This window comes from Imperialibacter sp. (genome assembly GCF_048007035.1).
In the GTDB taxonomy this organism is placed as follows: Bacteria; Bacteroidota; Bacteroidia; order Cytophagales; family Cyclobacteriaceae; genus Imperialibacter.
Genome location: NZ_CP180355.1, coordinates 4,405,749 through 4,427,957, shown reverse-complemented (window position 1 = coordinate 4,427,957; position 22,209 = coordinate 4,405,749). Strand labels below are relative to the sequence as shown.

The 22,209-nt window shown below is 47.2% G+C and carries 21 protein-coding genes; 6 read left to right on the top strand and 15 right to left on the bottom strand.

What is annotated here, in order from left to right; translation table 11 throughout:
• Positions 1 to 56: 56 nt before the first annotated feature.
• From ACMVP2_RS19125 to ACMVP2_RS19095, 7 genes are read right to left on the bottom strand one after another with little or no spacing between them, the layout of a single operon-like run.
• Positions 57 to 455, bottom strand: a complete 399-nt coding sequence (locus tag ACMVP2_RS19125; protein WP_416864661.1) for a hypothetical protein — start codon at positions 453 to 455, stop codon at positions 57 to 59.
• Entirely contained in the window at positions 409 to 1,605 is a 1,197-nt protein-coding gene (gene trpB / locus ACMVP2_RS19120) for a tryptophan synthase subunit beta (protein ID WP_416864660.1), read from the bottom strand. The genes ACMVP2_RS19125 and trpB overlap by 47 nt, the downstream gene beginning before the upstream one ends.
• Positions 1,605 to 2,261: a phosphoribosylanthranilate isomerase gene (locus tag ACMVP2_RS19115; RefSeq protein WP_339786002.1), complete on the bottom strand. Its 657-nt coding sequence runs from the start codon at positions 2,259 to 2,261 to the stop codon at positions 1,605 to 1,607. Before ACMVP2_RS19115 ends, trpB begins: the two co-directional genes overlap by 1 nt.
• Positions 2,262 to 2,266: 5 nt before the next feature.
• Complete coding sequence (gene trpC, locus ACMVP2_RS19110; protein WP_339786004.1) at positions 2,267 to 3,085, bottom strand: indole-3-glycerol phosphate synthase TrpC; 819 nt, start codon at positions 3,083 to 3,085, stop codon at positions 2,267 to 2,269.
• Between the two features lie 11 nt (positions 3,086 to 3,096).
• Positions 3,097 to 4,110, bottom strand: a complete 1,014-nt coding sequence (trpD, locus tag ACMVP2_RS19105) for an anthranilate phosphoribosyltransferase (protein ID WP_339786006.1) — start codon at positions 4,108 to 4,110, stop codon at positions 3,097 to 3,099.
• Between the two features lie 4 nt (positions 4,111 to 4,114).
• A complete protein-coding gene (locus tag ACMVP2_RS19100) occupies positions 4,115 to 4,690 on the bottom strand; it encodes an anthranilate synthase component II (RefSeq protein WP_416864659.1) in 576 nt (191 codons plus the stop codon).
• Positions 4,687 to 6,090 (bottom strand): anthranilate synthase component I family protein, encoded by a 1,404-nt coding sequence (locus ACMVP2_RS19095; RefSeq protein WP_416864658.1) that lies wholly within the window; start codon positions 6,088 to 6,090, stop codon positions 4,687 to 4,689. The genes ACMVP2_RS19100 and ACMVP2_RS19095 overlap by 4 nt, the downstream gene beginning before the upstream one ends.
• 433 nt (positions 6,091 to 6,523) lie before the next feature.
• Between ACMVP2_RS19095 and ACMVP2_RS19090 the strand changes: the two genes are divergently transcribed.
• Complete coding sequence (locus ACMVP2_RS19090) at positions 6,524 to 6,925, top strand: TerB family tellurite resistance protein (RefSeq protein ID WP_339786015.1); 402 nt, start codon at positions 6,524 to 6,526, stop codon at positions 6,923 to 6,925.
• 1 nt (position 6,926) lies between these two features.
• On the opposite strand, the gene ACMVP2_RS19085 is transcribed toward ACMVP2_RS19090, so the two are convergent.
• From ACMVP2_RS19085 to moaC, 4 genes are all read right to left on the bottom strand, one after another.
• Complete coding sequence (locus ACMVP2_RS19085; RefSeq protein ID WP_339786018.1) at positions 6,927 to 7,481, bottom strand: fasciclin domain-containing protein; 555 nt, start codon at positions 7,479 to 7,481, stop codon at positions 6,927 to 6,929.
• A 188-nt stretch (positions 7,482 to 7,669) separates the two neighbouring features.
• Positions 7,670 to 8,212, bottom strand: a complete 543-nt coding sequence (locus ACMVP2_RS19080; protein WP_339786020.1) for a YceI family protein — start codon at positions 8,210 to 8,212, stop codon at positions 7,670 to 7,672.
• Between the two features lie 136 nt (positions 8,213 to 8,348).
• Positions 8,349 to 9,521 carry an NTP transferase domain-containing protein gene (locus tag ACMVP2_RS19075; protein ID WP_416864657.1) on the bottom strand — a complete coding sequence of 391 codons (1,173 nt, stop codon included), beginning with the start codon at positions 9,519 to 9,521 and terminating at the stop codon, positions 8,349 to 8,351.
• Entirely contained in the window at positions 9,487 to 9,975 is a 489-nt protein-coding gene (moaC, locus tag ACMVP2_RS19070) for a cyclic pyranopterin monophosphate synthase MoaC (protein WP_339786026.1), read from the bottom strand. Before moaC ends, ACMVP2_RS19075 begins: the two co-directional genes overlap by 35 nt.
• A gap of 84 nt (positions 9,976 to 10,059) precedes the next feature.
• Between moaC and ACMVP2_RS19065 the strand changes: the two genes are divergently transcribed.
• Complete coding sequence (locus ACMVP2_RS19065; protein WP_339786029.1) at positions 10,060 to 11,259, top strand: molybdopterin molybdotransferase MoeA; 1,200 nt, start codon at positions 10,060 to 10,062, stop codon at positions 11,257 to 11,259.
• A gap of 57 nt (positions 11,260 to 11,316) precedes the next feature.
• Here the strand turns inward: ACMVP2_RS19065 and ACMVP2_RS19060 are convergent, their stop codons facing one another.
• From ACMVP2_RS19060 to ACMVP2_RS19050, 3 genes are all read right to left on the bottom strand, one after another.
• Complete coding sequence (locus ACMVP2_RS19060) at positions 11,317 to 11,796, bottom strand: hypothetical protein (RefSeq protein ID WP_339786032.1); 480 nt, start codon at positions 11,794 to 11,796, stop codon at positions 11,317 to 11,319.
• Positions 11,797 to 11,893: 97 nt separating this feature from the next.
• Complete coding sequence (locus ACMVP2_RS19055; protein WP_339786034.1) at positions 11,894 to 12,178, bottom strand: hypothetical protein; 285 nt, start codon at positions 12,176 to 12,178, stop codon at positions 11,894 to 11,896.
• A gap of 5 nt (positions 12,179 to 12,183) precedes the next feature.
• Positions 12,184 to 14,637, bottom strand: coding sequence for a hypothetical protein (locus tag ACMVP2_RS19050; protein WP_416864656.1), 2,454 nt, complete (start codon positions 14,635 to 14,637; stop codon positions 12,184 to 12,186).
• A 288-nt stretch (positions 14,638 to 14,925) separates the two neighbouring features.
• Between ACMVP2_RS19050 and ACMVP2_RS19045 the strand changes: the two genes are divergently transcribed.
• The 4 genes from ACMVP2_RS19045 to ffh all read left to right on the top strand — a co-directional run bounded on the left by ACMVP2_RS19045 (position 14,926) and on the right by ffh (position 20,165).
• Positions 14,926 to 15,834: a prephenate dehydrogenase/arogenate dehydrogenase family protein gene (locus tag ACMVP2_RS19045; RefSeq protein ID WP_416864655.1), complete on the top strand. Its 909-nt coding sequence runs from the start codon at positions 14,926 to 14,928 to the stop codon at positions 15,832 to 15,834.
• 134 nt (positions 15,835 to 15,968) lie between these two features.
• Positions 15,969 to 17,372: a Gfo/Idh/MocA family protein gene (locus ACMVP2_RS19040; RefSeq protein ID WP_416864654.1), complete on the top strand. Its 1,404-nt coding sequence runs from the start codon at positions 15,969 to 15,971 to the stop codon at positions 17,370 to 17,372.
• Between the two features lie 96 nt (positions 17,373 to 17,468).
• Positions 17,469 to 18,731: a DUF2264 domain-containing protein gene (locus tag ACMVP2_RS19035; RefSeq protein WP_416864653.1), complete on the top strand. Its 1,263-nt coding sequence runs from the start codon at positions 17,469 to 17,471 to the stop codon at positions 18,729 to 18,731.
• Between the two features lie 108 nt (positions 18,732 to 18,839).
• A complete protein-coding gene (gene ffh / locus ACMVP2_RS19030) occupies positions 18,840 to 20,165 on the top strand; it encodes a signal recognition particle protein (RefSeq protein WP_339786049.1) in 1,326 nt (441 codons plus the stop codon).
• 61 nt (positions 20,166 to 20,226) lie between these two features.
• On the opposite strand, the gene ACMVP2_RS19025 is transcribed toward ffh, so the two are convergent.
• Positions 20,227 to 22,173 (bottom strand): tetratricopeptide repeat protein, encoded by a 1,947-nt coding sequence (locus tag ACMVP2_RS19025; RefSeq protein ID WP_416864652.1) that lies wholly within the window; start codon positions 22,171 to 22,173, stop codon positions 20,227 to 20,229.
• Positions 22,174 to 22,209 lie beyond the last annotated feature (36 nt).

The following is a 22,209-nucleotide window of genomic DNA, read 5'->3' as shown; positions in this document are numbered from 1 at the left end:
CTTCGATCCTCAATCTACTGACTTCTAACCTCTCCCGATTCTATACTCTTAAACTTTCACCTTTTCACTTCAGCTGCCACGAAGGCACAAAGATTATTGCCCCGGCTGCTGACGATCCCAACTCCAGCTTCCGTTTGCCCGGGCGACTGACGGCTGCCAGCACTATTTCCAGCGCTGCCGTACCGACACCTACTTCCGTCCCGCCAGTAGTCGGGCAAGCTTCCTACCTTCCGTCCTCCACCTCCGGTCTTCCAGCTTCTGTCTCCCGTCTTCTGTCTCCCGTCTTCAAACTTCCGTCTCCCTTTAAGCCTTTCGAGCGTCTGACGATTGCCGACGCAGAAAGGCAGCGCTATCGTACCGACGCCTGCTCTCCTGTCTCCCGTCTCCCGTCTTCCAGCTTCCGTCTCCTTAATACTCCCCCCACTTAATATACGTCTCCAGGTCTTTGTCGCCACGGCCTGAAAGATTAAGCACCACCACATCGGAAAGTTTAAATGTCAGCTTTCCCAGCGCCGCAATTGCATGGGCTGATTCAATGGCAGGAATAATGCCTTCCAGCCTGCTTAACTCAACGCCAGCCACCATGGCCTCTTCGTCGGTAGCATTCAGGAATATACCACGCTTACTATCAAACAAATGGGCGTGCAAAGGTCCAATGCCAGGGTAGTCGAGGCCGGCGGATATTGAATGTGGCTCCACTACCTGCCCATCTTCAGTTTGCATCAGTATCGTGCGGCTGCCATGCAAAACACCATCTCGTCCCAAAGCCGTTGTAGCAGCAGACTTGCCCGAATCAACTCCGTGCCCGGCTGCCTCCACAGCCACCAGTTGCACGTTAGGCTCATCGAGAAAGTGATAAAATGCACCAGCAGCGTTAGAGCCGCCGCCTACACAGGCAACGACGTAATCGGGGGTTTCAGTTCCTTCCTTGAGCAAAAGCTGCTCTCTCATCTCTGCACTAATCACCGACTGAAAGCGAGCCACCATGTCAGGATACGGGTGCGGGCCTACTACACTACCAATGATATAATGTGTTTCGTTCGGATTGTTGATCCAGTGGCGCATGGCTTCATTGGTGGCGTCTTTCAGGGTGCGGCTGCCTGACTTGGCCGGACGCACTTCGGCACCAAGTATCCTCATGCGTTCTACATTGGGCCTCTGCCTGGCCATGTCCACCTCGCCCATGTACACGATGCACTCCATGCCCATGAGGGCACACACAGTAGCGGTAGCCACTCCGTGTTGACCGGCACCTGTTTCCGCTATGATCTTTTTCTTACCTAGTCGTTGAGCGAGCAAGATCTGCCCAACCGTGTTGTTCACCTTGTGAGCGCCCGTATGGCACAAGTCTTCCCGCTTCAGATAAATTTTCGCACCATGCTTTTCCGACAAACGGCTTGCAAAGTAAAGCGGTGTCGGTCTTCCTACATAGTCTTTCAAAAGCCCGTGGAAGGCTTCCTGAAATTCCGGAGCATAAATAATGTCGAGGTATTTTTCCTTCAGCTCTTCTACATTTGGATAGAGCATCTCAGGAATGAAGGCACCTCCAAACTTTCCATAGTACCCCTGCTCATCCACTGCATATTTGGATATTGTTTGTTCCATCAGATCGTCTCCTTTTTCATTTTTCCCATTCTCTTCTTCAATTCCAGCAGCTTATCGATGTCTTTCAATCCTGGCGACACTTCAAACCTGCTGTTCACGTCAATTCCGAACAGCTTGGGTAAGTCTAGCTGCTCTATCTCATCTATATCCTCCAGACTAATGCCGCCGCTTAGAAAAAAGGGAATGCTTAGCTTGTAGGAATTGAGCAGAGTCCAGTCAAATTTCTCGCCCGACCCTCCGTAGTTAGGCGTTTTGGTGTCAAAAAGAGCATAGTCGATACACCCCTCAAACGCCTCCACTTTCTTAAAATCGAAGGAATTGCTCACCTGAAAGGCCTTGATCACCTTCATTCCTTTCTTCCTCAGCTCGACACAATACTGCGGAAACTCTTCGCCATGAAGCTGCACATACTCCAGCTTGTATTCCTCCACCACTTTCACAATATCCCAAAGAGGGGCATTCACAAACACCCCTACCTTTTTTGCGCCCGGAGGAAATATGCTTGTGCCAGTAAATAACAATTCGCTACCAACGAACCGGGGAGATTTTGAGAAAAAAATCATCCCCATGAAATCAGGTTCCACTTCTTTCAACCTTTTAATGTTGTCAGGAAATTTCATCCCGCACACTTTCAACTGCAGACGTTGGTTAGCCATATGTATTAAACCGTTTGGGTTTTGGTTTTCTCCAGAAAATGAAAGCGCTCGATAAAATGCTTCGCACCCACCTCAGGCCTGCTTTCTTTCATAAATTGCTCACCGATCAGGAAGCCTTCAAAGCCACATTCTTTTAATTCGAGCATAACGGCCGGATCACTTATGCCGCTCTCGGAAATCTTCACATAGTCTTCAGGAATTTTTGCCACTAGTTCCTTGCTGATATTTATATCGGTAACGAAGCGCTTCAGATCACGATTGTTCACTCCTACTATATCCAGTTCGGGATGAATATTGTTCAGCAACTCTTCCTCATTGTGCACTTCCATCAGCACCTCCAGCCCTAGCGACTTAGCAAACTGAGCCAGGCCTTTTAGTCGTTTTGGTGGTAAGGCAGCAGCTATCAGCAGTATCACGTCAGCGCCAATTGATTTAGCTTCAATGATTTGATATTCATCGATGATAAAGTCCTTGCGGAGAATGGGGCAAAAGTTGAAGTTTCTGGCCGTGGTCAGGTCCTCATTTTTACCTCCAAAGAATTCAGTATCCGTAAGGATCGAAAGCCCACTTGCGCCAGCTTGCATATACCCTATGGAAATGCGCTCCACGGAGACGTTGGGATTGATGACTCCTTTCGAAGGGGACTTTCTTTTGATTTCGGCGATGATGCCAGATTTATCGGGGCGAAGCAGGTACTTTTTCATCGACACAGTGGGCGAAGGAAAGTAGATGCTCTCTTCCAGTAATTTAGCTGGAAACAGCTCTTTTCGTCGCTCTACTTCCTGCTTTTTTACGGCAAGAATCTTATCCAGGATATTCTCCATTGCTTACAAAATTATGAAATACTTACAGATATCTTTGAATCGCCAACTAAGTTTCTGAATGTTTGGAAAGCCCTGCCAGATTCAAGAGATTCTTTGGCCATTTGCACTCCTTCCTTCACAGAACTTAGCTGCCTACCTACATAAAGTGCCAGCCCGGCATTGGCCAAAACGGCCTCTGTCTGAGCCCTGGTTCCCTCGCCTTTGATCACCTTCAGAAAGATGGCTGCCGACTCTTCAATTGTCTCGCCACCCTTTAGTTCAATCGCCTTCACGGTCGACAAACCAAGGTCTTCGGGGTAAAGCACCTTCTCTCCCTGGTTGGTGATCATTTTAAACCCACCGGTTAGCGACACTTCGTCGTATCCATCCAGAGAATGAAGGATGACAAACTCCTTGCCCGACCGCTGATAGAGGTAGCCGTAAAGCCGGGCTAATTCCAGGCTAAAAACACCGACAAGCTGCTTGTCGGGAAAAGCCGGGTTTACCATGGGGCCAAGCATGTTGAAGAAGGTTTTCACGCCCAGCTCCTTCCTAATCGGGGCTATGTTCTTCATGGCCGGATGAAAGAGGGGTGCATGCAAAAAGCAAATACCACTTTCGGCAATACTCTTCTCAATCTTGTCCTTGTCGTTAGTGAACTCGTAGCCAAAATAGGCCAGCAGGTTCGACGAGCCGCAGATGGATGAAACGCCATTGTTGCCATGTTTGGCCACATTCTGGCCCGCTCCGGCCACTACAAAAGAGGCCAGAGTGGAGATGTTGAACGTATCCTTACCATCGCCTCCTGTTCCACACAGGTCAATGGCGTCGTATTTTTTAAGGTCGAGCGCTATGCAAAGCTCAAGCATAGCGTCACGGAATCCCTCGAGCTCTTCTACCGTAATCGACCGCATCATGAAGACAGTAAGAAAAGCAGCCATTTGCGATGGGTTGTATTCGCCTTTGGCAAGGTTCACCAGTATTTCCCTGGCCCGTTCCTTTGTCAGCGATTTATACTCGAATAGTTCGTTCAGTACTTCCTTCATTGCACTAACATTTTGTTACCCAGTTATTAATCATTTGTTTGCCATGCTCAGTCAGAATCGACTCAGGGTGAAACTGCACGCCTCTTACGCTATACTTTTTGTGCCGCATCGACATAATATTTCCCTCCGCATCCTTTGACGTCACCAGCAATTCTGCCGGCAGGTTTTCTGCCACCACCGACCATGAGTGGTACCGGCACACCCTAAAACTATCAGGCAACCCTTCGAACAGGGCATCCTCTACACCGGTTCTGATGGTGTCGTTCGCTACGCCGTGCAACACAACCGGCATGTTGAACAGCTCCCCTCCGAAGGCTTCGCCAATGGCTTGGTGCCCCAGACAAACGCCCAGAATGCTTTTCGTTGGCGAGTATTTCTTCAAAAGCTCTGGCATAATGCCGGCGTCCTTTGGCAGACCAGGGCCAGGAGATAGCAGTATCTTATCGTATTTCTCTACCTCTTCCAGGTTAATTTTATCATTTCTGAACACATCAGTGGTGTCACCATACCCAAGTTCCACTAGTATGTGAACCAGGTTATAGGTGAATGAATCGTAATTGTCTAATACCAGAATCTTCATATTTGCTGCGCCAACTCCAGCGCTGATTTTAATGCCGCCAATTTATTATACACCTCCTGCACTTCACTTTCCGGCGTCGACTTGGCCACAATTCCCGCCCCCGCCTGGTAGAACAACGTGTTGTCCTGGCTGAGAAAGGACCGGATCATGATGGCATGATTGAAGTCACCATTGAGCCCCAGGTAGCCGATTGCTCCACCGTAGTATCCCCTTTTTACAGCCTCGTACTTATCAATCAGTTGCATGGCCATGTGCTTTGGCGCACCCGACAAAGTGCCCGCCGGGAAAGTACTGCCTACCATTTCAAGCGGCGAAGTGCCCTTCTTCAGTTTACCCGACACCTTCGAAACCAGGTGAATCACGTGAGAGTAATATTGAATCTCTTTGTAGGTCTCAACTTTCACGGCGTCGCTGCTTTTGCTCAAATCATTTCTCGCCAAATCAACCAACATCACGTGCTCAGAGTCCTCTTTGGGGTCTTCATAAAGCTTCTTGGCCAGCTCCGCATCCGACTGGTCGTTACCAGTTCTTCGGAAAGTGCCCGCAATAGGGTAAATAGTGGCTTCACCGTTTTTTATCACTATCTGTGCCTCAGGCGAGGAGCCGAAAATTTTGAAGTTGCCGTAGTCAAAATAGAATAGATAAGGAGAAGGATTAATGGAGCGGAGAGCACGATACACCTGAAACTCATCGCCTTCGAAGGAAGACTGAAACCTGCGGGAAAGCACGATTTGAAACACATCACCCACCTGGCAGTGATGAATTCCTTTCTTTACAATCTCCAAAAACTCAGCATCTGTAAAGTTCGATTCCTCTCCGTTCTTAATGCTAAAATGAAAAGTAGGCACATTGCGACTAGTGATCAGGCTCACCATTTCATCGATGCTGGAAGTCTGACCGTCGATCTGATTTTCAACGATAAACAGGTCATTCTTGAAATGGTCGATCGCAATCACATACCTGAAAAGCGAATAGTGCATATCAGGAATATGGAATTGATCTTTTTTGGATGAGTCGAACTTAATGTCCTCGAACCGTTGTACAGCATCGTAGGCCAGGTAGCCAAACAACCCTGCGACAGAAAACTTGACACCAGCCTCCTCTTTAATGTCAAACTTGCCCATGAAGGCGCTCATCAATTCGGTAAGTTTGCCGGCGTCGCCTAACGAATGGTTCTCCACGCTGTTGTCGGGAAATTCGGATGAAAACTCCCTGCCTCTCAGCGTCATAGAAGCCATGGGCTGGCAGCAGATAAAAGACATGCTGTTTTCCTGTCCATGATAATCAGAGCTTTCAAGCAGAAACGTATTCGGGTACTTGTCTCTCAGTCTCAGATAAATACTCACTGGAGTGTGGGTATCTGCCAGCAGTTTTTTGGATGTTTGCCTGATGTGATACATAAAAATTTGGTTCATGGTGCAACAAAAAAGGGCCTGCGTGAACAGGCCCTTTTCTCAAGATCATAAAATCTACCGGTTCACGATTCGAATGTCGAATTGTGCCACCACCAGATCATATGAGCGCTTGCTTTTGTCATAACGGACGCTAATGTAGTAGCCGAAGAATTACGCCGCAAGACATCAGGGAATTTTTTAAAGAAATCTTTCTTGCGATTGAGGAAGGAGAAAAACTAACTGGATAAGTTTTCATTCTTTAGCGAACTCCGTTTGTAGTGAAAATCCTCACTCCACTAGATTTAGCTATGTGCATTTTTTTGAGGGCAAAAGGTAGAAAATTAAGAATTAGTTGTAATTTTAGTTTGATCCAACCTAACCAAATAGCTTTACTTTTTTATCATTTTGGCCTGAGTACAGATACTTTTAACTTTGCTTTATGGATGTTGTTGATCAACTAAGCGTTTTGGTTCATTTATCGAGGGTAGATAAATACGTAGCCCCGTCTGAATCAAAACTGATTCACTATATAGGTGCGCTCAATGGCTTGTCAAAGGATCAGATAGAAACGCTGATTGATCACCCAAAGCCAATGCCTACACTGGATGGCGTCAACGAAGACGACAGGCTCGACTACCTCCTGAACATTGTGCAGTTAATGAAGGTAGATGGCAAAGTCTTCACCAGCGAAATCGAGTTTTGTGAAAAAATAGCTCTTAAACTTGGGTATTTGCCCGGTGTGATTGCTGAGCTTTCGCAGTTTACTTATGCAGACCCGGAAATCAGCACAAGCAAAAAATTCCTGAGGCAACTGGCTCAGAAATACCTGATCAAGAAATAGCTCAAGGGCCCCTGCGGTTAGGGTTATTTCCTCCCACACCCCCGCCGTCGGCACCGGGTATCCCGATAGAACCATCAGAAGCTTTAATAAAAAAGGTGTGATCAACTATATGAAGAACGCCGTTTGAAGCTTCAAAATCGCCAGCAATGACATTTGAAACACCATTGATCGACACATCATTATTCAATCGTGCTATAAGTGCTTCAAACCCATTGAATAACGTCGGGTAGCCAAGCTCCTCTCCGAAATTCTTCAGGAATAACCGGTCATCGACTACATGATACAGTACCACTATCTGTAAATCCTGAGGGCTTAAATTGGCAAGACCTTCGGTAAAGCCAAATTCTTCAAAAAAAGTCAACATTGCCTCGTTGGTGGGCGCAAAAACCGTGTAGGGGCCTTGTTCTTCAAAAAGAGGCTGAAGGCCGGCAACGACGATAGCATTCTCGAAAATGCTAAGCTCTTTCGCCTCTTCTATTGCTTGCCAAAGATTGCCCATTTCCTTGGGTGATTCTTTGTCACGGCAAGCACTCTGGAATAGCAGGACTATTCCCATCAGGAAAATAAGTACAATTTTTACCAGGCGATTCACTTAAGTAATAACTAACTCAAATTTGAATGTAGGCATTAGCTGGGGGAAAAGAAAGCCAGCCAGTTCGATAAAAGAGTACCTTTCGCTGTAAAAATCAACAAAAAAGTCTCTCATTAATGAGAGACTTTCGCCTACGATTGGTTGAAATATGCTTACTGTGCCTTTGCTACCTGAATATTTCCCAGGATTTTAACAACATCGCCTACCACCACACTACCAGCTTCGGTTACGCCATTCCACTTGAGGTCAAATTCCTTTCTGTTCACTTTCCCTTCTACCTCAAAACCTGCTTTAGTATTGCCGTATGGGTCAACTGCAATGCCTCCCAACACCACATTCAAGTCCACTGGCTTGGTAATGTCACGGATTGTAAGGTTTCCTGAAAGAATGAAGCTTTCCTCATCAACTTTTTTGATGCCAGTGCTTTCGAAAGTCAACGCAGGGAATTTCTCAGCATTAAAAAAGTCGTCGCTTTTGAGGTGTCCGTCTCTTTGCTCATTGCCGGTATCAATTGTGCTCACATCGGCTGTCAGCTTTATTTGTGCAGTTGTAAAATCGTCGCCTTCTGTGGCTACCTCCACATTGAAGTTTTTGAATGAACCGGTTACTGTTGAAATGACCAGGTGCTTCACCTTGAACTGAAGTTCAGAGTGCATAGTATCAAGGTTCCATTGGGTCAGAGTTTGTGTTTCCATTGTATGTATTAATTTAAATGTTTGTACTTATATGTATATACATACAATTGATTGAAATTGTTTCACTTTGAGAGAAAAAAAATCATTTTTGTTGAGGTAGTGCCTTAAATAGCCATTAAAGCCATTTTTAGTCAGCTCAGTTGAATTTGGCTGAGGCGGCAATAAGGTTCAGCGCTTTGTCTTTTTCGTCTGGAGTATTGGCGTTCATCATAAATGCATGGTCTACCACATTCACCAACTCAATATCCGCATTAATCAAAACCTTTCTGGGGCATGAATACCCCTGGGCAAGGTAGTTAAGTAAAACCTGGTAGGCCTTTGGTTCCCAAATGGTGATCAATGGTTCCGGGAAGTCGGTCTCGGGGTTATAAAAAGCCGTTGCTACCTTTGAAGGGTTTCGGTACTGTAGCAACAGGTCGATGTGTTCCTTACCCAAAAGTGGTAAGTCGCAAGCTACGGTAAGCCAGGCTGCATTCGGGTCGCTCATCAAAGCCGACAAAATGGCGCCATACGGCCCAAGACCTAAAAAACGATCCATCACCGTATTTGCCTCCTCGGAAACAGAATAGGTCTGATCGGTTCTGATAGAAAGGTGAGGCTGAATGCCTGCTGCACTCAGCAAATCATACATGTACTCCCGTTGTGGCTTTCCATGGTAAAAAATGAGCCCTTTGTCAGCCTCCATTCGCTGGCTTTTGCCACCAGCCAGCACAAGCCCCTTGACGGGCGCAACAGAAAGCTCGAGCTGCGAAGCCACCCAGTTGTTAATCCTTTGCGTGTCGGCAATTGAAATAACCGGCGTGCCTGGGTTCATTCGGGACTGCACCTCCTCCGGAATTTGTGTTTTCCCTTCCGTCATCAGCACAAGGGAAATATTGGTCAGCCGGTCTATCTTTTTTACCACATCCTTTCGTGGATCTATCACCACAATTTGTCTGGAGGCCGCAAAGTGGTTTCCATTGATAAAAACAGCGTCGAGTGGATTGAAACTAGCTTTTGCTTCAAAGGGTGTGGGGGCTGTTGCGTGGTCGAACCGAAAATAGTTGATCTTATTGGTTGCCTCCAGAAATGCATGCCCGCTCAGCATTGAACTGTTATGCTCTTCTTCTGAGGCCTTATGGTCTTCATCAAGATAGGCCAGCTTCCATTTTTCACCCAATGCAGCACATAGGCTGCCAACCAGCTTCCGGATTTCTCCGCAAGGAGTTCCCAATATGGCCCATTCCTGGCGGTGATAGCTTCCCCCCATTGGCTTGGCCAACTTGGCATGTTTGCTATGCTTCTCTTTTGAAATCGTTTTTTCCTCCACGCTTCTCCAGTAGTTTGATTTCTTTAATGACAATGTCGTGCGAAAGAGCTTTGCACATATCGTAAACCGTGAGCGCCGCCACCGACGCCCCGGTTAAAGCCTCCATTTCAACACCTGTCTTACTCTCAATCTTCGTAGTGCACTGAATGGTGAGCTCATTGCCCTTCCATTCGGTATCAAATGAACAACTCTCCAGACCTAACGGATGACACATGGGTATGAGTTCCCCTGTCCTTTTGGCCCCCATGGTGCCGGCAATGATGGCCGTTTGAATCACAGGCCCCTTTTTTCCCCAGAGCTCTCCATCTTTCAACAAGGACATCACCTCTTGAGGAAGCACAACAATGGCTCTTGCCGAAGCCATTCTTCGAGTCACCTTCTTTTCGCCCACATCCACCATGGCGGCCTGCCCCTCTTTGTTTACATGGCTAAGTTCCTTTTCTTTAATGTTCATTTACTTTGGTCTGGGATTCAGTTAGAGAATACTCGCTAAAGATAAAAAATAAAGTTGGACAGTTGATCTAAGTACTTCTAAGCAATGATTTCAGTTAACGAAGCCACCTCGCTTATTTTATCCACTCAGCTCAGGTTGAAAAAGGAGCACGTCAACCTGCAGGAGGCGTCGGGCAGGGTGCTGGCCATGGAGATTTTTGCAGACAGAAATTTCCCTCCCTTCGACCGGGTAACGATGGACGGCATCGCATTTGCCTACAAAGCCTACGAAACAGGGCTTCGAACATTCGCTATTGAAGGCACACAACTGGCAGGTGAAGAGGCAAAAAGTCTTCAAAATCCTGACGCAGCATTGGAAGTAATGACCGGTGCTGTGCTCCCCGTCGGCTGCGATACCGTCGTTCCCTATGAGGATATTGAGATCACAAACGGACAGGCAACGCTCGCTGTTGAGCCAATCAGGGAAGGCCAAAACGTGCACAAAGAAGGGAGGGACCAGAAAAAAGGCACCAAGCTTTTGGATGCCGGTACGCTCATTCGTTCGTCGGAAATCGCTGTGCTGGCAACTGTGGGTACAGCCGTGCCCAGGGTGTTCTGCCTGCCAAAGGTGGCTGTTATTGCCACCGGCGATGAGCTAGTGGCTGTAGATGATCACCCTGAGCCCTATCAGATACGGTCTTCCAACAGTCAGGCCCTTGCCGCTGCCCTCCAGAGCTGGGGAGTGGAGCCGGAAATTTTCCATATCAAGGACGACAAAGAAAGCCTGCAAGAGCAACTTGGCAACATTCTGAAGCAGAATGATGTGTTGCTACTGAGTGGTGGTGTGTCAAAAGGGAAAGCCGATTACCTGCCTGAAGTACTTGAGTCACTTCAGGTGCAGAAAATATTTCACAGAGTAGCGCAAAAGCCAGGCAAGCCGTTCTGGTTTGGCCGTATCGAAGAGAAAAAGTTTGTATTTGCGTTTCCGGGCAACCCTATTTCCACATTTATGTGCTTTCACAGGTATTTTCTACCATGGCTAAAAGCCTGCCTGGGCATTGTGCCAACGGAACAATATGCCAAGCTGAGTGAAGACTTTGACTTTGCGTCGCCCCTCACCTACTTTCTACAGGTGAAGACTCATTTGGATAAGGAAGGAGTGCTTTGGGCGCAGCCACGGTCAGGCGGTGGGTCGGGTGACCTGGCAAATTTGCTGTATGCCAATGCATTTCTTGAACTGCCGTCAAATCGCCAAAATTTCAAAAAGGGAGAAAGCCTCCGCCTGATTACCTACAACCCTTTGTAAAAGCAAAGGCAGAAGCTAATTGCCTCTGCCCTTGTTTGTCTTCACCAAAAGGATGCTTTATTGAACAAGCTTCAAATAAACCTCCTTATTTTTTTTACGTCCATCACGACTCTTTTCATAAGCCACCAAATTCTTTCCGTCGAACATCCAGAAGTCGTCTTCATCGTCATCACCGATGTTAAAATGATCTGAATCACTGATCCAAAGCTCTCCATCCTTATTGATATGCCATTCTGAATAATCCACATCAGACTCACCAAAAGCATTAGTTTCAATCCGCAGGCGGTTATCAGGAAGAAATTCGAATCGAATGTCGATCTTATCAATAATATTGAAAGCGAAGTCTGTGATTGTCTCAGCGAAGATTTGGGCTACAATATTGTCTTCGTCTTCAATCTCCTCCCTGACTTCGTCTTTGTCAACATCGATAACGAGCTTCCAAACGCCCTTCAGGTCTCTTTCATTCACACGTCGCTGCGCATTGGCGGCAACATAGGTAAAAGCAAATAGTCCGATCAGTAATAGTGTCCTTTTCATTTTGATAGTATTTTGTATTACAAGGTACTATATATACTATTATTTAGGACAAAGGTTGCATCAAAAGTTCGAAAGTATAGCAAAACCTTCCTGAGTCTTACTTTTGCCCGCTGGAAGCCCTTTTTTCGAGCACCTTCAGCTTTAGCTTCAAAAGCTTAGTGTTTGCCTGATGATAGAAAATTGTGCTAACCAATGCGGCCAAAATGACCCATGCGCCTTCTCTGTTCAAGTCGAGAAACATTGAAAGGTTGGCCAGGTTCCAAACGACTACAAACAACACTATCGAATTGAGGATGATGGATAGGTTTTTTGAGATCGACTTTCTGGTTTCCAGTTTCTTGATTTGCTTGTTCAAATCACTTTCTTCGGTCTCGTCAATCATGGCCATTAAACTTGATCAAACAACATCTTTCTCACCTGATACCCAAATACCAGCACCACAACAATCAACAGAATGAAGGAGGAACCAAGCATCACTTTGTTGCCAACGGAGTAAATCACAGGCTCGAAAGTAAACACGATCTCATGGTCACCTGCAGGTACCTGAAGTGCCCGGAGCACATAGTCGGCCCGGAGAATCGGCACTTCATTGCCGTCGATACGGGCTACCCAACCCTCAGGATAGTAGATTTCGGAGAAGATGGCCAAAGCCTCGCTGGAAGAGCTTGACTTGTACACCAGTTTGTTGGGTGCATAACTTTGTAAGGCGATGGTGCCGGAGTCGTCATATTCAGTAGCGGCTACGTCAAACTTGGTGGCATCAATAATGGCTACCGATTTGGTGTCAGTACCACACAAAACGTCTATTTCCTCATCAGCTGAATTTACTTTATAAACGTTGGAGACGAACCAAGCCGGGCCATTGGCGTCACTATTTCTAAGCACCTCCCCTTTGTTATCGCCAAATTTGAAATACCTGGTATTAAGCATATTGACTACTCCAAGGCCTGAAAAATCTCTCGAGCCAGCCTGCACAGTGGAGTACAACTGGTTAGCCTCACCCGACAAGCAGTACTCGATCAAATCCTGATAGCGCCTGAGTTTGGCTGCATGATACCCCCCCAAAGAATGATGGAAGTAAGAGGTTTGTGCATCGTTGAAAGGATCATTGAGGTTGAAAACACGGTAATAATCTTTGTCACTCAAAATCACCTGGTCTGCCTCAGAAGGGGCAAAGAACTGACGAGCTGGGTTCGCTGTGAAATTCTTGTCGTTCAGGTACCTTCTGCTTACTGAAATTACATCCACAGAGGTAACGACAACGAGTAATACGGGAGCCCATACTGCCGAGAGCTTGCCTTTGGCCCAAAAATACACACATGCACCTGCCGCAACGATGAACAATAGCGACCGGAATGCATCAGCTCTTAGCAATGACGCCCTGTCGATCCTCAGCGCCTGCAACAACCGGGGGTATTGCTCAAGGCCTGCATCATTTGGGCTTGCGTAGCCACCCATGCCAGCAAACACGATGGCCAGCAGGGAGAATCCGCCTGTTGCGCCAAGGGCGATGTAGAAGCCCTTCATCCATTGCTTATCAAATGACTTTTCCAACCCAAGCTGAAGCCCCAGCATGCCCAATAGTGGCAAACAGAGCAATGGCATGAACAAGGCAAAAGTCACTGACCTGAATTTGTTATAGCCCGGAAAGTAGTCGAAAAGAAAGTAGTTGAACGAAGAAAAATTCTTACCCCAGGTAAGTGCGATGCCAAAGGCGATCACCACGAACATCCAATATTTCTGTTTACCAGGCAATACGATGCCTCCCAGCACTGCCAGAAAAATGATAATGGCCCCTGCATAGTAAGGCAACGTGCCAGGCTGGTTACCCCAGTAGGCGGGCAAGCCATTCAATTGCTGGGCTACCTGCTGACGTGGAACCCCCATTTTTTGGAGCTCTACAGCGGCAGCACCGTCCGTATCGAACCCGCCCACCATAGCTCCCCCATAAAAATTGGGGATGAACATTACGATAGGCTCGAAAATGCCGTTGCTGTGATTGAAGGCATAGCTTTTGTCGAGGCCGTCAGCATTGGGCTTGGCTTCTTTTTGGGCTGTCAGCTCGGGCCTTCCCCTTTGTGTGTATTTGGCGTAGTCGTAGGTAGCCCAAAACTCACCAAAGAAGGTCCCCAGCCCCAGCATGGCTGCTAAAATGAGCACAAAACTATGCTTCAGAAATGGCTTTAGCAGCCCCTTCTGAATTTCCACCACCAACCTAGCTATGGCATAAATGATGATGATAAGCAGCAAATAGTAAGTGATTTGAAGGTGATTGATCCGCAGGTGCATGGCCAGCCCTAACGCCGCCAGTGCAAACCCGATTCTCTTTTTGCCATCGTAGGCTTTGTGAATACCTGCCAGAATGAGCGGAGCAAAAGCTATGGCTCCCAGTCTTGCGTTGTGCCCGGCCATCAGACAAATCATGTTGTAAGAAGTAAAGGCAAAACCGACCGCCCCCACTATAGCCAGGTAGGGAGTGACACCAAAAGCCAGAAGTAAAATGTAGTACGAAACCATGCTGGCAAACACCAACCTGACAGGATGGGGCAGCCATAAGCTGTAAGCCGATTGCAGAAACTCCACAATATCATTGCTCCAGTCCACATCGATCATGTAGGCTGGCATTCCGCCAAACATCGAGTTAGTCCAGAGTGGCTCCTCTCCCGTCGTTGCTCTGAATTCCTTTATTTCCTGCACGGAGCCCTGCCACTGGAGAATGTCCTGCTGATTGATGTTTTTATTGTCGAAGAAAACAGGGCTGAAAAAGAATATAGTCAACAGGTAGAAGACTGCTATGGCTATAAAATGCTGTATAACCTTCTTATTAAAGGTAATTTTCATGTGTAACAAATTTATCTTTTCGCCGGGGAGCCAATTCCAAAATCAACCCCATCCTCATAAAAGGCCTATACTCACAGTAGTAGCTATGATACTGAACCAGGCGCCCCCATTAAATCTGAGCGTGCCCTCAGCGGACAGGTACCAGTATCTATCCGGCAATAATATAATTTCAATGCCGATTTAAGAACGAACGTTCAGATTAAATTGAGTTAACCGGAAGGAACGAAAAGATAAAATTATGTATTTAGCAGACTTTTATAAGAAAACGTGCTATTCAATTACTTTAGCATGACCGATAGTTTTATGAAAAGCGAGCATTCGAAAAGTATAGGTGTGGTTGGTGGAAGCCGTGGTATGGGCAAGTGGCTGGTGGATTTTCTGTCTGACAGAGGCCATAAAGTAAGTTTCACATCCAATGATGAATCAAGTCAGTACAGCTCTAACATTGAGCTTGTTGCGGCCTGCGATGTGTTGATTCTGGCAGTGCCCATTTCGGCCATGGAGGCTGTGCTTGCCGAAATATACCCATCGTTGAATGACAAGCTTTTGATAGATGTATGTAGCGTCAAGTCAGGCATTGTGGCTGCTCACCAAAAAATTTCCCGGGAACAGAGCAGTATTTCTTCCCAATACATTTCTATTCACCCCATGTTTGCCCCTTCGGTGAAGAACGTCGAAGGCCAGGTAGTGATCTTTAACTACAGTGTAAACGTTGAGACTGAAACTGAGCTTTACTGGAAAAGCCTGTTTTCGACGCAGGGGGCCCTTGTGCAAGACATCTCTTATGATGAACACGACAGGCTGATGGGTGTGATTCAGGGACTGAACCACTTCAATGTATTCGTGAGTGCGAAAACCCTGGCGCATATGGGGGCCAACCTGGATTTCATCAAAAGTCTCTCTTCTCCCACTTACCGGATATTCCTGCTTTTCTACACTCGGTATGTGCTGCAAAACCCCCGGCTGTATGCAGAAATACAGATCTTCAACCCGTTTGTGAAGGAGGTTACACAGTTGTTTATGAAAGAGGCTGAAATATTGCTTTCCCTCGTCGAAAAAAGAGACTTTGAGGGCTTCGAAAATTACGTAAAAGAGATACAACCTTTCTTTAGCGACAACAAAGAGGACTCGGTTTTATCAGACAAGCTCATCGATGCCCTGGGGCATTTGTTAGCGGACACACCTGCAAATAAATGATATTTGGCATTACCTTCCGCAGTGCCTGTTCAGCCATACTTCACCAATAATTACCAACAACAGCCTGCTGTTTGAAGCTTGGACTTTTATGGAGTATATTACTATCAGTTTCGATAGTTAATAACTCCCTTACAATGAAAAAACCTACTTCAAACAGACGGAATTTTATTAAGAAAGCAGTAGGAACCTCGCTGCTGGCCGGTGCTGCCCCTTCGCTGCTCATGGCAGGAAAAAGCAAACAAACCTTTCTTATTAAAGAGCCTGAAAACGAGCTAAAAAAATACGCCGCCAACGACAAAGTCAATATCGCCGTCATTGGTATGGGCATCATGGGTTTCAATAATCTGAGTACGTCGGTGCAAATACCAGGGGTAAAGCTTGTGGCGGCTTGCGACCTTTACACTGGAAGACTGGATCGCACGAAAGAGCTTTACGGAAAGGATATTTTCACGACAAAAGACTATAAAGAAATATTGGACCGAAAAGATGTTGATGCGGTGATCATCGCCACTTCTGACCACTGGCACGACCGTATTTCCATCGATGCTATGAACAAGGGCAAGCATGTGTATTGCGAAAAACCCATGGTGCATAAGCTCGACGAAGGCCAGGCAGTAATCGATACTCAAGCCAAAACGAAGAAAGTTTTTCAGGTAGGCAGCCAATCGGCCAGCAACCTGGTGAGTCACAAAGCCAAAGAGATTTATGAGTCCGGCGCTATCGGACAGCTGATCATGGTGGAAACTTACAACGACCGCCAGGGTGGCAACGGCGCCTGGCAGTACTCTATCCCCACCGATGCCAGCCCGGCCACGGTTGACTGGGATCGCTACCTTGGCGATGCGCCAAAAGTGCCCTTCGATGCAAAGAGGTTCTTCCGCTGGAGAAACTATCAGGACTACGGCACAGGTATAGCGGGTGATCTTTTCGTTCACTTGTTCACTAACTTCCACACGATCACCGGCTCAACGGGACCCAACAGAATCTATGCGTCGGGTGGCCTTCGCTATTGGAAAGACGGCAGGGATGTACCAGACCTGATGTGCTCCATCCACGACTACCCTGCCACTGCCAAGCACCCGGCCTTTAATTTACAAATGAGGGTCAACTTTGTGGATGGCGGGGGCGGTGGCTCCAGAGTGCGCCTGGTCGGCAGCGAAGGCACCATCACCCTGGGCTGGAGTGGGCTCACCGTTGAAAGAAACAAAACCAAAAAAGCCCCGGGTTACGGCGGCTGGGACAGCTTCAGCACATTCACGGAAGCGCAGCAGAAAGAATTTGAGAAGTGGTACAAAGCGGAGTTTCCACCAGAAGCACCGGAAATGCTGATACCGGAAGTAGAATACAAGGCGCCTCAAGGCTATAGCGCCGATATCTCGCATCATACCAATTTTTATGCTGGCATTAGAGAGGGTAAGCCTATTCTGGAAGACGCATTGTTTGGCATGCGGGCAGCAGGTCCGGCGCTTTGCTCTAACCTAAGCTACTTCGAAAACAGAATTGTGAACTGGGATCCTGAAAAAGCAAAGCTCGCTTAGCAACAGGCAGTTTGCAAACGCAAATACCTACAGCACCTGGCATATTGAAAAATGTCGGGTGTTTGTGTTTTTTACCGAATTGCAGTAACTAATACCATGGAAAGAAGAAACTTCATAAAAAATGCCGCTGGGTTTGGCGCACTTGGCTTAATGACACCAGCTTCTCTATCTGCCTTCCCCAATGGCGCAGAGGTAGCCGCAGAAGACGACAGAACTTATTGGGTAAACATGCTTGTTAAAATAGCAGATCCTGTGCTGACTAACCTGGCAGCAGGCACGCTGAAAAAGAACATGCCAGTAGAGTGCAAAGAAGGACAGGAAGCTTCGAGGCGGCAGGTCACCTATCTGGAAGCCTTCGGGAGGCTGCTTTCTGGAATGGCCCCCTGGCTGGCATCAACGAGCCTAACGGGCAAGGAAGAGGAGCTCCGGAAAAAATATGCGACCCTTTCAAGAACAGCCATCAGCAAAGCGGTAGATCCCGGCTCCCCTGATTTTATGAATTTCACCGAGCATGCCCAGCCCCTGGTGGATGCCGCCTTCCTGGCCCACGCATTGATACGTGCCCCAAAAGAGCTTTGGGAATCGCTCGATAGCACCACAAAACTGAACCTGAAAAACGCATTTGTCTCCAGCAGAGTAATCAGGCCCTATCATAGCAACTGGATTCTTTTCAGCGCCATGGTGGAAGCCGCCCTGGCCAAATTCTACAATGAAGGCGACGCTGTAAGAATAGAGCTTGCAGTTAGACAAATGGAAAGCTGGTACAAAGGCGACGGTGTTTTTGGAGATGGTGAAGACTTTCACTGGGACTATTACAACAGCTACGTCATCCAGCCTTTTCTTTTGGATATCACCGCCACAATGATCCCCTTCGACAAACGCAACGATCAGTACTTTCAAAAGGCATTTGACAAGTTCCTGAAAATCGGGCAGCGTTATGCCGCCATTCAGGAGCGATTGATTATGGCTGATGGTTCCTTTCCGCCAATTGGCCGTTCTCTGCCTTATCGAATCGGTGCCTTTCAGTTGCTGGCACAAATAACGCTTATGGAAAAGCTCAGCGAGGGTATATCACCGGCCAGTATCCGGTCGGCGCTTACCACTTCCATGAAGAAAATAATGGATGCAGAAGGCACTTTTGACAAAAATGGCTGGCTTACTATTGGGTTCTGTGGGCACCAGCCAGCAATTGCTGAAGGATACATCTCCACCGGCAGCCTTTATCTTTGCTCCATGGCTTTTCTACCACTTGGACTACCACCCAATAACAGCTTTTGGGCCGCACCAGCGGCAGACTGGACTTCCAAAAAGATATGGAATGGTGTAGATGTGCCCGCCGACCATGCGATGTCATTGTAACCGGATTGCGATTGCCTGCCAGCCTGTTTACGTAAACACTTATCCGATTGAATGCATGCACACTTGCACACTTTGTCCTATCTTTGCACCTCAAAATAGTCTTGAAGCATGTTCGATAGTTTAAGTGTAAAGCTCGACAGAGCCATTAAGACCCTCAAAGGGCAGGGTAAAATATCAGAGATTAACGTTGCCAGCACGATCAAAGAAATCCGCCGTGCGCTGGTAGAGGCTGACGTAAACTATAAAGTTGCTAAGGAAGTAACAGACGGCATCAAAGAAAAGGCACTTGGCCGTGATGTGCTTATTGCCGTTTCTCCGGGCCAGTTGCTTACCAAAATCGTGCACGAAGAGCTCACCAGCCTCATGGGTGGCTCACAGGCTGACATCAATATCAGTGGCGACCCCGCTGTTGTGCTTATATCGGGTTTGCAGGGTTCTGGTAAGACCACCTTCACCGGCAAACTTGCCAATAGATTGAAAAAGCAAGGCCGTCAGGTGCTGTTGGTGGCTTGCGATATTTACCGTCCTGCTGCGATTGACCAGCTGAAAGTATTGGGCGATCAGGTAGGCGTAGATGTTTACGCAGAACCAGAAAACAAAAATGCTCTTCAAATTGCCCAGAATGGTATCGCACAGGCGAAGAAGACTGGCAAGAAAATAGTGATTGTCGATACGGCCGGTCGCTTGGCTGTCGATGACCAAATGATGGCAGAGATTGAAGGCCTGAAAAAATCACTGAAGCCTACCGAAACGCTTTTCGTAGTCGACTCAATGACTGGGCAGGATGCTGTGAACACGGCCAAAACCTTCAATGAAAGGCTCAACTTCGACGGCGTAGTGTTGACCAAGCTGGACGGTGACACCCGTGGTGGTGCGGCACTTTCTATCAGGGCCGTGGTTGACAAGCCAATCAAGTTTATTTCGACTGGCGAGAAAATGGACGCCATCGACCTGTTCCACCCCGACAGGATGGCCCAGCGAATCCTGGGCATGGGTGACGTGGTGTCTTTGGTAGAAAAAGCGCAAGAGGCCTTCGATCAGCAGGAAGCCGACAGGATTAACAAGAAGATCCGCAAGAACCAATTTGGCTTTGACGATTTCCTTTCTCAAATCGATCAGATCAAAAAGATGGGTAACATCAAAGACCTGATGGGTATGATTCCCGGCATGGGAAAAGCCCTGAAGGATGTGGATGTCGATGATGATTCATTCAAACCTATTGAGGCGATCATTAAGTCGATGACACCTAAAGAAAGAGAAAATCCGGATCTCATCAACGGCAGCCGCCGTCAACGCATTGCCAAAGGAAGCGGCACAAGCATTCAGGAGGTGAACAACCTGATGAAGCAGTTTGAGCAAATGCGCAAGATGATGAAAACGATGAACAAAATGGGAGGCGCAAAAGCGGCGCTGGGCAACATGATGAGGCGCTAATCTCGAGCTAAGGGCTTGTTGTTTTTCCAACTTTAGCGCAGTTGAGGTGGTTGGCGGTATCCTATGACGCCGTGGCAACGGGAATATAGAGTGTGAAAACGGAGCCTTTCCCCTCTTCACTGGACACTTCCACCCTGCCTCCGTTTTTCTTCATAAAATCATTCACAAGGTACAGTCCTAGCCCTTTACCCTTTTCACCATCGGTGCCCAATTCCCCTTCACTCTGTTTCAACGGGCTTTGAAACAGAATACTTTGCTTTTCAAGCGAAATACCGGTTCCGTTATCTTCTATTTTCACAGCCACCATGTTTCCTTCGGAAAAGGTTCCGATACCGATGTGCCCGCCCGTAGGCGTGAACTTTATCGAGTTGCTTAGAATATTCCTTATACAAAACTCCAGCTGGTCCCTGTTTGCTGACACCATCAGGTGGTTGCCAATTTCTGCCTGCAAAACAATCCCTTTCATTCGCAGCTGTTCAGCTGCCACCTTGACCACAGCTTCTATAGCTTTATTAACTTCAAAAGCATCATTTATTCCGGGAGCCTGATTAATCTCTGCCTTCGCCCAAAGAATGATATCATCGGCCAGCGAAAGTGTCGAGGTCAGTTGCGAGTCAAACTTTCCGAGCACATCCTCCATTTCCTGATCAGAAAAATTTTTGTAGCTGGTCTTCAGCATCACCACAAACTGGGCCAGGGTGCTTATGGGGCTGCGAAGGTCATGAGATATGATAGAGAAGAACTTGTCCTTTACCCGCACCAACTCCTCAAGCTTTTTCGATTTCTCTTCTATCAATTCGTTTGTTGCGGCCAGCTCCTCGGTATACTTCTTCCGCAGCCTGCCTGAGCGAACCAAAAGAATTGCCACGGTACCAAGCAACGCAATGGAAAATACAAAAAAGTAGATCTGGTATTGCTGAAGCGTTATCCTTTCTTCCTGCAACTGCCTCTCCTGCCTTAGCAGTTCATTCTCATTGGCCACCTTTATCGTTTGAAGCACTTGCTCCATCATGTTGGCCATTTCTATTTTTTGCTGCTCGTATATTTTTTCATTGATAAGGCTGAAAGCATCAAAGGTTTTGTGTGCCAACTCATATTCCTTGTAGAAAAAATAGTGGTTAACAAGTTGTGTGTAAGCCTGCCGTTCCTGCGACAGCAGCACATTGTCTCCGGCCAGCAAAAGCGCCTTATTTAGCATTAACTCCTCTTCAGACCTCTGTCCCTGTTGATGATATATCTTCGCCAGCATCAGGTAAACATCAAATGTGGCCTCCTTTTGAGAATCCTTCCCCAGCTCGTCGGAGATGGCCAGCGCTTCATTAAAATACTCTTCGGCACCTCTAAAATCCTTTCTCTCAAAGGCTATCTGTCCAAACACCTTGTAGCAAGAAGTCAATACTTGCTTGTTGTCAACAGTTTTAAAAATCTTTGTAGCCTGCTGGGTAACTTGTTGTGCCGTTTTCAGGTCACCTATGAGGAGATAATTCTCGCCAAGATTATGAAGAGTGACACCATAACGCTCGGGCATATCGAGCTTTGCATAGATGTCAGCAGCCTTCTTTTGGTATTCAATGGCTTTGAAATAGTCGAGCTGCCATCTGTACACATGCCCCATGGAAATATAACAATCGGCCACTCCCCTTTGCGAGTCAATTGTCTCAAAAAGTGCCTGCGCTTTCTCCAACAGTTGCACAGCAGTGACAAAATCCTGCCGTATCGCATAGCTGCTGCCAAGGTTTCGGTAGGCATAAGCTTCACCGTTCACATAGCCAATTTCCACACTTAGTTCCAGTGCCTCACGTCCGTAAGAAAATGCTTCGAGAATAGAAACAAACTGATTTTCAAGGGCCAGCCTGTTGAGCATATCAACTTTTACACTATCCAGGGCGGTATAGGCTTCGTTTTCTGCTTTCAATCTATCAATAGTGCTCGCCTGCGAAAAAACAGCGGCGGGCATAGAAAGCAGAACAACAAAAAGAAAAACTTTGGCTGGTCGGATAAATCTCAAGGTTATAAGCAATGTCCTCCCGAAGATAAGCCGCCG